The sequence below is a fragment of the Paraburkholderia strydomiana genome (genome assembly GCF_031456815.1).
Taxonomy (GTDB): domain Bacteria; phylum Pseudomonadota; class Gammaproteobacteria; order Burkholderiales; family Burkholderiaceae; genus Paraburkholderia; species Paraburkholderia caledonica.
The window spans coordinates 1235104-1245399 of record NZ_JAVDVL010000001.1; the positions used below are offsets into that span (position 1 = coordinate 1235104).

Genomic DNA, 10296 nt, shown 5'->3' on the forward strand with positions numbered 1-10296 from the left:
GTTGTCATATATCAACCTCGCCTGCGGATGGCAACACGAGCCGGAACGTCGCGCCCCGCTCGCCATTGCTTTCCGCCCAAAGCCGTCCGCCGTGCATCGAGATGATCGAGATACTGATCGACAGGCCGAGCCCGAGACCTTGCGGCTTCGAGGTGGGAAACGGCGAGAACATCTCGCCGAGTTGCTCCGCCTTCAGACCGGGGCCGCGGTCGCTCACGGAAATACTGACCCCTTCACCTTGCGCTGCAGTATCGACTTTCACCGACACGACGCGGTGTTCCGCACAACATCCCTCTACCGCGTCGAACGCGTTTTGCAGCAGATTGATCATGACCTGCTGCAACTGAATGCTATCGCCCCGAACCAGCGGCACACGCCTCCCGATATCGAGCGTCACGCTGACCCCGCGCACCACCGCATCGCGACGCATGAGGTGCATCGCTCCGCTGACCAGACTTCCAATGTCGATGGATCGTGTCTCGGGTGCGGCCCGACGGACGAACTGCCGCAGCTTGCGAACGATCTCAGTGGCTCGAAAACTATCCGCCACGATGTCCGCAAACGCCTCCCGCAAATCAGTTGAACCGCTTCTGGTCAGATGCAGGAATCGCTGTACCGCCTGTGCGTTACTCAGAATCGCGGTGAGCGGCTGATTGATTTCGTGAGCAAGAACGGCCGCCATTTCCGCCAGCTCGAAAACGCGCGCAAGATGCGCGTGCTGCGACTCGTCGCTGACCATCTCTGCGTGAGCTTGCACGTCGTCGGCAGTGACGACCCATACGAATGCGCCAGCCGGTCTGTAGTGCGTACACTTCACGCTAACCGGCCGTTCGCTGCCGTCCTTACATCGTGCAACGGCTGTTCGTCGCGCGCTGGAAGCTGAAAAGTCTTCTGGTACGCCGCTTGATGATGGATGTCCTCGCCGTGCCACCGCGTCGTTATCCATGCGAGGAAACAACTGGGCGAAAGAGAGACCGCTCATTTCCTCCGCTGTATAGGAGAAAAGCGTTGCGGCAAGCTGGTTGGCCTGTACTACCTTATTAGCGTGATCGACCACGATCATCGCCGCAGGCATCATTTCCAGCAGTGGCTTCAGCGCTTCTCTCGCGCGATTAAGCCTCGTGTCTTCAGCGCGACCCGTCGGCCATGACAGATATCTAACCAGCGCACTCTTTAACTGCCCCATACGGTCGGAGCGCGCAGTGGATGGTCGTCTGTATGCCCGGGGGTGCAACTGCTTTCGAACGAAATTGTCCTGTCCGCTCCCCGCTTTGCGAGGTGCCACGTCAGGTATGTCGACCCGCGGCCTGTCATGCGCTCGATTTGCCGTAATCATTCTGGCAGGTCTGCCTGACGGCGTCGGGTTCTGTCTCCTTGCGCTGGCTCCCCATGAATGTTTAAGCCGCTCAAGGGCTGACGCAATCCCCGCCATCATCGTGCGGGGGTCGCGTGTGGGCATATTCATGACTGGACTCTCCGTATTGGCCCTACGGTATCGAGCAGCAACGTGCGCCTCTTCGCGGGAATGTGCTCGAACATGCCACACTACCCGCTCAACAGATCGACAGATGAGCGAGCTCTTCGGTCAATCAGCAAAATGAGATCTAGTAGGTTATTGGTCGGCTCACCTAATCGCACGAAAGCCGTATTTGTTTGGTACCTTTGAGTACCATAGACGGGAAGATAGCCGGATGAAAGGTAGCAACCTGTTTTTTTCAGAATTTTTTTCGAGCGAACTGGAAGCATCGGAAAAAATGGCGTGACTCGCGTTCGACTTGGCGTTCAATAGCCTGTTAATAACATCGTTGCAAGTCGAGAGGGAATTGCGAAAGTACCGTATGGACACATTTGCGCCTTAAAGGCTCACGGTGGCCGTTCGTCACCCGTAGGCGAATTCGAAGGCCGAGGCTACAGGGGCATGGCTTTCGCTGCATCGCTTGCATTCCGCTTCAAGCTCACCTATGCAAGAAGCAATCGAGTTCGCTTATAGCGTACAGGCAGTGAGAATTCAAAACGTTTCCGGTTTGGAATCGCGTTACGCGCTCTACTTCGGCGCGATTATGCTAACTGCGACCAAATAGCATAATTTCGCGCACTGTCTAAAGCTGAGCCAGATAACGATAAGTGCGTGACTGAGATGGCCCGCGATCGAAGTCAATCAGGCGACATTGCAGCATGAACGGGCTGAAGCATTCCTGACCAAGTTCGGATTCCTGACGTTTGACGACATCCAGACTCTATTTCCGAGCGAGTATGCGTCCCGCGCGTCGTGCCGACCTTTAACGACACGACGCCGGATGCGCTGCGTGGATCGCGGACATGTCCTGAAGCGATTGGACCATCGTCGTCCAGGTCACGCCGGAGCGCGACGACGTTAAGATCGAGCAAACGCCCGATACATTGCTATCACATGCTTCAGGGCCTAAAGGTTGAGCTTCGTCACCTTCGCACCGTTAACCGAAGCGTCGGCCATCAGGCCGACATTGGTGAGGACGAGGGCGACTACCTGCGAGGTTGCCGATGTCGTATCGATTGCGCCATTCGCACCTACCTTCACGACCGATACCCCAACATCACCTCCGGCCGACCAGCCAGACGAACTCTGAAATTTGGCGAGCGCGTCGCTTGTCATGAACATGAAAACGACAGCGGTGGATTGTGCCCCCGCCTGAAATCCAAATGACGCCGCCGCCGTGCTGTAATAGCCAGCCGTAGTGCCGCCCACACGCAATGCGCCTTCGCCATACTGGGCGCCCACAATGAACGCAGCCTTCTTCACGTCGGGAAACACCAGAATCCCTTGTGCCTTCGACGCAAGTTCCCGTGAGCCTTGCACCGTTGAGAACAGCCGGCTCAATGTACCGTTCACACTCGCATCAATGGCCTGGCGCTTGGACGCGTCGGTCTCAGCGCTTTTGCCGCCGCCTGACGTCATGGTGCAACCGGCAACCGCCAGAGTGGAAGCAGCCATCGCAGCCGCAGTTCTTAACACGAAGTTCCGTCTGTTCATTGTTGGCCTCCGTTAGCGCTCCGGCCGAAGGACCGGTACGCGGGTAAACACATCGTTCTTAAATCGTTGCGGCAGCAATCACATCACTCAATCGGCCGCAGTCACATGACGCGGTCAGATGAGTACTCAGGTAGTAACGTTAAGGGCTCGTCCCGGCTTGACCAGTTTAGTGATGTCATGGCGACGAGAGGAATAGGACTCTCGCCTTACAGCTCGCCGCTATTTGCGGGCAAGGGTAACGTTCCAGCCACGGTTGCATCACGCGGCCATGAAGCACTTCGCATCCAGCGGAATAACACGCACGCCGTTTCGCTCAGTGGCGGCATCCAATAACACGTTCCGCCTGACTCCAATCTGCAGCGGCCTGCCGATTGTTGCGAGCCCGCGCTCCGCAAACCATCGTGCCGCCAACCGCGCCGATTGCAGCGCCGATTTCAGCGCCCTCGCCGGCTTGGCTAGACCGCAACGCTCAGGAACACACCGCTCAATGCGACGGCGCAAAAGCGGTGTTTCCGGTAAACATCCACAACAGCTCCCAGGGTGTTCCCGACGACGCATAAGCTCGCGTCGTGAGTACATGATTGCGCTGCGTATCTGTTGAGGACAATCGGACCAAGGTCGTATGCGATCACTGCGGCAGATGCCGCATTGCGAACAGCGGTGAATGGGCATGCGCAGTGATCATGCTCTTCTGTCTCGCGATTCTGTCTTTTGAGCCCGCCACGGGTGATCGAAGTGCCCAGTTCCAAAGGCGTAATATAAAATCATACCCATCCATTTTCGCGAGTCGCCCATGCCGAGCAAGCACGCGCTATGCGTTAGTCTTACGGAGCGACTGGCGTCGTTCATAAAGGCAAAAATTGTCGTAGGCCTCTACAGCACGGCAAGCGAGGTCGTCCGTGCCGGACCTCGGCTGCTGCAGGAGCAGTCCATGCCTTCGCTGGACAATAGTGCGGACGGTACGCCCCCGAAGCGGCAGGCCCATCCCGATGGTCGCAAAGGCGCGGCAATGCGGGACAAACGATGACGCGACCCACCACTTTTCCGATTGTCGGCATAGGCGCGTCCGCTGGCGCCGTCGAAGCGCTTGAGGGCTTCTTCCGTGGCATGCCGCGAAACCCCGGCCTCGCGTGCGTGATCGTCACGCATCTGAGTCCCGATCGCGACAGCATGCTGCCGGAAATCGTCGCCCGTTTTACCGACATGCCGGTGCACGCCATTGCAGACGGCACATCCATCGAACCCAACAATGTGTACCTGTTGCCCACCGACGCCGTCGTAAGTGTCAAGGACCGCACACTCCACGTGCAGTCTCAGGACAAGATCCGGCGCGAGCGCAAACCGATTGATGTTTTCTTCAGCACGCTCGCGGCCGACGTCGGCGAACTGTCAGCCGGCGTGATTCTCTCGGGCGCCGATTCCGACGGCACGCTAGGCATCAAGGCAATCAAGGAGCGCGGCGGGTTGACACTGGCGCAGGCCGGCGACGGCTTTGGCCCGCATCATCCGGACATGCCGAGAAGCGCGATCGCGACGGGCCTCGTCGATTTCGTGGTGCCCGCCGAGGTAATGGGCCAGAAGCTCGCGAGCTTCGCCGCGGGCGTCTTCATGCTCGACGGCTTTGCCGGGAAGTCAGGAGCGCAAATCGATGCAAGCGAGTTCGACGAGGCACGCACTGCGATCTACGCGATCCTGCGCAGTCAGGTTGGACATGACTTCAGCGGTTACAAGGTGAACACGTTTGTGCGCCGCGTGCAGCGGCGCATGCAGGTCCTTGAAATCCTCACGCCGGAGGCATACGTTGCGCGTCTGTCGGAAGAGCCGGAAGAAGTCGCCGCTCTGTTTCGAGACCTGCTGATCAACGTGACCAGCTTCTTTCGCGATGCGCAGGCGTTCGAAGCGCTCGCGGAAATCGTGATTCCCCAGTTGCTGGAGGGACGCGGCGCCGACGACACAATTCGCGTGTGGGTGCCCGGTTGCGCGACCGGTGAAGAAGTCTATTCGATCGCCATGCTGCTGCGCGAGCAGATGGATGGCCGCCAGCCGGCGCCGCGCGTACAGATTTTCGCCACCGACATCGACGACGGCGCGCTCGCCGTCGCCCGCGCGGCACGCTACCCGCTAGCGATGCTCGACGGTGTATCCGACGAACGGCGCGAGCGCTTCTTCATTCAGGACGGCAGCAGCTATGTGCTCACAAAGGAAGTGCGCGACTTCTGCATCTTCTCGCCGCATAGTGTGATTCGCGATCCGCCTTTTTCGCGCATCGACCTCGTCTCCTGCCGCAACCTGCTGATTTACTTCGGTACCGAAATCCAGAATCAGGCGATCCCGACGTTTCACTATGCGCTGCGACCGGACGGGTATCTCTTCCTCGGTACATCGGAGAACGTCAGCCAGTTTGACGAACTGTTTCTGCCCGTCGAGAAGAAGCACCGCATCTTCCGGCGCAGAGCTGATGTTTCGCCGCAGATCCGTGTGCCGCTGTCAGTCTCTTCGTTGAAGATCGGGCAACCGGGAGGACTGACGCCGAGCCGCCCTGCGCTCGGCGGCGCAGCGCTGCGGCATGTGGTGGATAACCATATGCTGGAGCGCTTCACACCGCCGCATGTGCTCGTCACGCGCGACGGCGATGTCGTCTATTACTCGGGCCGCACCGGCAAATACCTGGAGGCCGCGCCCGGCGTGCCGACGCGGCAACTGTTTGCGCTCGCACGCAAGGGACTCAGCCTCGATCTGCGGTCGGTGTTTCGCGAAGCGGTCGAGTCGGGCCGTACGGTCACGCGCGAAGGCGTCGTCGTGGAGGGCGAAGACGGCCGTGTGCAGCTCATCAGCCTGACAGTGGAACCGCTGACTGGTCAGCCGCAGGACGAGCATATGTATCTCGTCATCTTCGAGGACGAAGGTCCGCTAGCGGCCCGCGAGGAAGCGCTTGCGCGCGCGCAGTCCATGCACGACGGCACCGCGGCGCAGATCGAAAAGGAGTTGCGCGAGACGCGCGAGCGTTTGCAGTCCATGATCGAAGAGTACGAGACGGCACTGGAGGAATTGAAGTCCTCCAATGAGGAACTGGTCTCGGTCAACGAAGAACTGCAGTCGTCGAATGAAGAGCTGGAGGCGTCGAAGGAAGAACTCGTTTCGCTCAACGAGGAACTGCAAACCGTCAACATGGAATTGAGCGGCAAGATCGACGCGCTCGACCGCTCGAACAGCGACTTGCGAAATCTGTTCGAGAGCACTTCGGTGGCAACGGTGTTTCTCGACCGCAACCTGGTGATCCGTTCGTTCACGCCGGCAATGGACAGCATCTTCCATATCCGTGCTATCGACCGCGGCCGTCCCATCACGGAACTCGTCAGCCGGCTTGAGTTGCACGGGCTCGAGCACGATATCGAGACCGTCTTCAAAACGAACCAGCCGCGGGAGCGCCACGTCAGCGGCAGGGATGGGCTTGCGCATTTCCTGGTGCGCCTTGCGCCGTATCGCAACGGCGACAGGCAGATCGACGGTGTGGTGATTGCTTTTGTCGACGTCACGGACATGGTCCACGCCGAAGACAGGCAGAACGTGCTGATCGGCGAGTTGCAGCATCGCACGCGCAATCTGCTGGCGGTGATTCAATCTATTGCTGAACAGACGCTCACCGCCGACCAAAAGCTGGAAACGTTCACGAGCCGCCTCGCGGCGCTGGGACGCCTGCAGGGATTGGTCGGGGAAGCGGACGGCAATCTGATCAACCTGAGCGATATCGTGCGGCTCGAGTTCGATGCGCTCGGCGTTGCAAACGGCGAACGGGTCAAGATCAATGGCCCGGTCGTGCCGCTCGGATTCCGGAACATACAGATCATCGCGCTCGTCCTGCACGAGTTGGCGACCAATGCGCTCAAATATGGCGCGCTGAAGGAGGAGCAGGCACGACTCGACGTGCGCTGGCGCGTCGAGGCGGGCACCGCCGAGGCTGCATTGCTCGTATTCGAGTGGGTGGAAAGCGGGGTTCGCGCCAGACCGGATAGCAGCCGGACCGGCTTCGGCCGGCAACTCATCGAGAAGGCGCTGAAGTTCACGCTGCAGGCACGCACCGAACTCACGTTCAACGCAGACGGCATCTCGTGTCACATCGAGATACCGTTACCTGCAGCCGGTTCGGCGGGCGGCGATGCGTCGAAAGCCACACCATCGCAGCAACTGCGAACGCGTTGAACGGTCAACGCATCATGGTGTTGGTCGACTGCCTCACGTAACCGACGACGCCAACGCAACCGCCTTCTGCAGGAAGTTCGCTGTCTTCGCGGGCGCGGCCTCGATGCGCGAGGCCAGCACGAGCCGGATCGAGATGGCGTTGCCGAGCACGTCGGTATAAGCGACGCCTTCGACCTGTATCTGACATACCGAAGCCGGCACCAGTGAGACGCCGAACTCGGCAGCGACCAGATTCACCACGGACGAAAGCTGCGGCGCCTGCTGTCCCGCGATCGGCTCGAAGCCGGCTTCCCTGCATGCTCCGACAATGACGTCATGCAGCGTAGGGCTCGCTTCTCGGGGAAGCATCACGAATGGATCTTCTGCCAATGCAGACAGCGCGATCTTGCGTTTCTTCGCGAGACGATGCGTTGCCGGCAATACGACCCGCATCGGCTCGATCGCGATGTGATGGAACTGCACGCCCGCTGGCGACTGACTGCCGAGGCGCACGAAGGCGACGTCCACACGGCCGTCGCCGAGATAGGCGAGCAATTGTGCGGTGTTGCCTTCCGCAAGCGTGAGGGTGACGTTCGGGTAGTCCTGCCGATAATCGCGAATCAGCTTGGATACGACAGGATTGAACGCTGCGGACCCCGTAAAGCCGATGTTGAGCTGCCCGATTTCGCCGCGACCCGCGCTCTGCGCCTTTTCGACCGCGAGCCGCGTGTCGTGCAGGATGCGCTTGGCGTCGGCGGCGAAGGCCTCGCCGGCCTCCGTCAATACAACGCCATGACCGGTGCGGCGAAACAGCCGCACGCCCATTTCGTCTTCTAGCGCGTGGATCTGCTGGCTGAGCGGCGGCTGACCGATGCCGAGTCTTTCGGCCGCGCGAGTGACGTTGCGCTCTTCGGCGACAGCGAGAAAGTAGCGAATATGACGCAGTTCCATCTGATATCTGAAAAAGCTATTTCAGTAAGACGCGATAGATATTGGACAGTATATCAGCGGTGCGACAAAATATCGCTATCGCGCGGTCCGTCCTGAATATCTTCCCGCAATACAACGCCGTTCGATCAAAGGATGAGGTGGGACGATTCGCGCCTATATCGGAGCGAGCGGCGGAGTGCGCCGTTGTGTTTATCTAAAGAGGCAAAGGGGGTCTACTGTGGCTGACACATTAAAAAAACCGAGGCCGGAATTCCGGAACATCGGTATCGGGCAGATATTGACGGCGTATCGCCTGCCGCTTGCAGGGCGCGTGTCGATTCTTCATCGCTTGAGCGGTGGTCTGCTGTTTGTTTTCCTTCCGTTCCTGCTGTACCTCTTCGGCCAGAGCCTGACCTCCGAACTGAGCTTCGAGGTCTTCAAGGGTTTTCTCTCCAACATCATCGTCAAGCTCATCACGCTGGTGCTGGCCTGGGCGTTCCTGTTCCACTTCTGCGCCGGCATCCGTCACCTCGTGATGGACACGCACCGCGCGGTCAACAAGGAAGGCGGCAGGCAGACCTCCATCGTCGTGTTCGTCGTGTCCTCGCTTCTCACGCTCGCCTTCGCGGCGAAACTCTTCGGAGCATTCTAAAAAAATGGCAGCCCCTAACCGAATCGGTCCGAAGCGTCTGGTCGTCGGCGCGCACTACGGTCTGCGCGACTGGCTCGCACAACGCATCACCGCGGTCGTGATGGCCGTCTACACGGTGATCCTGCTCGCGTGGTTCTTCGGCGCGCACGACTTCTCCTACGAAGGCTGGGCCTCGATCTTCGCCACCCAGTGGATGAAGCTGGCCACCTTCGTCACGCTGCTCTCGCTGTTCTATCACGCGTGGGTCGGCATCCGCGACATCTGGATGGACTATGTGAAGCCCGTGGGCATGCGCCTGTTCCTGCAGGCGCTGACCATCGTCTGGCTGCTCGCGTGCGCGGGCTACGCTGCGCAGATTCTCTGGAGAGTGTAAAAGAATGGCTGCAATCAAGAATACTCTGCCGCGTCGCAAGTTTGACGTGGTCATCGTCGGCGCGGGCGGCTCGGGAATGCGCGCGTCGCTGCAACTGGCGCGCGCGGGCCTGTCCGTGTGCGTGCTCTCCAAGGTGTTCCCCACGCGCTCGCACACGGTCGCCGCGCAGGGCGGCATCGGCGCGTCGCTCGGCAACATGAGCGAGGACAACTGGCACTACCACTTCTACGACACGATCAAGGGCTCCGACTGGCTCGGCGACCAGGACGCGATCGAGTTCATGTGCCGCGAGGCGCCCAACGCCGTCTACGAGCTCGAACACTTCGGCATGCCGTTTGACCGCAACGCCGACGGCACGATCTACCAGCGCCCGTTCGGCGGCCACACCGCGAACTACGGCGAGAAGCCCGTGCAGCGCGCGTGCGCGGCGGCTGACCGCACCGGTCACGCGCTGCTGCACACGCTGTACCAGCAGAACGTTGCGGCGAAGACGCAGTTCTTCGTCGAATGGATGGCGCTCGATCTGATCCGCGACGCCGACGGCGACGTGCTCGGCGTGACCGCGCTCGAAATGGAAACGGGCGAGGTCTACATCCTCGAAGGCAAGACGACGCTGTTCGCCACGGGCGGCGCGGGCCGGATCTTCGCGGCCTCGACCAACGCGTTCATCAACACCGGCGACGGCCTGGGCATGGCGGCGCGCTCGGGCATCGCGCTGCAGGACATGGAGTTCTGGCAGTTCCACCCGACCGGCGTGGCCGGCGCGGGCGTGCTGATCACCGAAGGCGTGCGCGGCGAAGGCGGCATCCTGCGCAACTCGAACGGCGAGCGTTTCATGGAACGCTACGCGCCGACCCTGAAGGATCTGGCGCCGCGCGACTTTGTTTCGCGCTCGATGGACCAGGAGATCAAGGAAGGCCGCGGCGTGGGTCCGAACAAGGACCACGTGCTGCTGGACCTGTCGCACATCGGCGCGGAGACGATCATGAAGCGTCTGCCGTCGATCCGCGAGATCGCGCTGAAGTTCGCCAACGTCGACTGCATCAAGGAACCGATCCCGGTGGTGCCGACCATCCACTACCAGATGGGCGGCATTCCGACGAACATCCACGGCCAGGTGGTGGGCACCGCGAAGGGTCACGAGGAGCCGGT

General features: G+C 60.4%; 8 protein-coding genes. 5 read left to right on the plus strand and 3 right to left on the minus strand.

What is annotated here, in order from left to right; translation table 11 throughout:
- Nucleotides 1-4 precede the first annotated feature (4 nt).
- Together J2W46_RS05505 and J2W46_RS05510 are read right to left on the minus strand one after the other, a co-directional pair.
- Nucleotides 5-1435, minus strand: coding sequence for a sensor histidine kinase (locus tag J2W46_RS05505; RefSeq protein ID WP_310351958.1), 1431 nt, complete (start codon nucleotides 1433-1435; stop codon nucleotides 5-7).
- Nucleotides 1436-2422: 987 nt separating this feature from the next.
- Complete coding sequence (locus tag J2W46_RS05510; protein WP_087752080.1) at nucleotides 2423-3010, minus strand: BPSL1445 family SYLF domain-containing lipoprotein; 588 nt, start codon at nucleotides 3008-3010, stop codon at nucleotides 2423-2425.
- A 793-nt stretch (nucleotides 3011-3803) separates the two neighbouring features.
- Between J2W46_RS05510 and J2W46_RS05515 the strand changes: the two genes are divergently transcribed.
- Both J2W46_RS05515 and J2W46_RS05520 read left to right on the plus strand, forming a co-directional pair.
- Nucleotides 3804-4037 (plus strand): ribbon-helix-helix domain-containing protein, encoded by a 234-nt coding sequence (locus J2W46_RS05515; RefSeq protein WP_310351962.1) that lies wholly within the window; start codon nucleotides 3804-3806, stop codon nucleotides 4035-4037.
- Entirely contained in the window at nucleotides 4034-7210 is a 3177-nt protein-coding gene (locus tag J2W46_RS05520) for a CheR family methyltransferase (protein ID WP_310351965.1), read from the plus strand. Before J2W46_RS05515 ends, J2W46_RS05520 begins: the two co-directional genes overlap by 4 nt.
- A 33-nt stretch (nucleotides 7211-7243) precedes the next feature.
- On the opposite strand, the gene J2W46_RS05525 is transcribed toward J2W46_RS05520, so the two are convergent.
- On the minus strand, nucleotides 7244-8140 hold the full coding sequence (locus J2W46_RS05525) for a LysR family transcriptional regulator (RefSeq protein WP_087752083.1): 897 nt from the start codon (nucleotides 8138-8140) through the stop codon (nucleotides 7244-7246).
- A 217-nt stretch (nucleotides 8141-8357) separates the two neighbouring features.
- Here J2W46_RS05525 and sdhC point away from each other — a divergent pair, with 217 nt between their 5' ends.
- The 3 genes from sdhC to J2W46_RS05540 all read left to right on the plus strand — a co-directional run.
- The gene (gene sdhC / locus J2W46_RS05530; protein ID WP_204522047.1) at nucleotides 8358-8771 is read left to right on the plus strand and encodes a succinate dehydrogenase, cytochrome b556 subunit; all 414 of its coding nucleotides are present in this window, start codon (nucleotides 8358-8360) and stop codon (nucleotides 8769-8771) included.
- 4 nt (nucleotides 8772-8775) lie between these two features.
- The gene (gene sdhD, locus J2W46_RS05535; RefSeq protein ID WP_087752107.1) at nucleotides 8776-9144 is read left to right on the plus strand and encodes a succinate dehydrogenase, hydrophobic membrane anchor protein; all 369 of its coding nucleotides are present in this window, start codon (nucleotides 8776-8778) and stop codon (nucleotides 9142-9144) included.
- 4 nt (nucleotides 9145-9148) lie between these two features.
- Nucleotides 9149-10296: FAD-dependent oxidoreductase (locus J2W46_RS05540; protein ID WP_310351971.1), on the plus strand; the 1148-nt coding region annotated here is incomplete at its 3' end.

Excerpts from the sequence above, each read along its gene's own strand:
- J2W46_RS05505 (WP_310351958.1), bottom strand. The coding sequence starts at position 1,435 with ATGATGGCGGGGATTGCGTCAGCCCTTGAGCGGCTTAAACATTCATGG.
- J2W46_RS05510 (WP_087752080.1), bottom strand. The coding sequence starts at position 3,010 with ATGAACAGACGGAACTTCGTGTTAAGAACTGCGGCTGCGATGGCTGCT.
- J2W46_RS05515 (WP_310351962.1), top strand. The coding sequence starts at position 3,804 with ATGCCGAGCAAGCACGCGCTATGCGTTAGTCTTACGGAGCGACTGGCG.
- J2W46_RS05520 (WP_310351965.1), top strand. The coding sequence starts at position 4,034 with ATGACGCGACCCACCACTTTTCCGATTGTCGGCATAGGCGCGTCCGCT.
- J2W46_RS05525 (WP_087752083.1), bottom strand. The coding sequence starts at position 8,140 with ATGGAACTGCGTCATATTCGCTACTTTCTCGCTGTCGCCGAAGAGCGC.
- sdhD (WP_087752107.1), top strand. The coding sequence starts at position 8,776 with ATGGCAGCCCCTAACCGAATCGGTCCGAAGCGTCTGGTCGTCGGCGCG.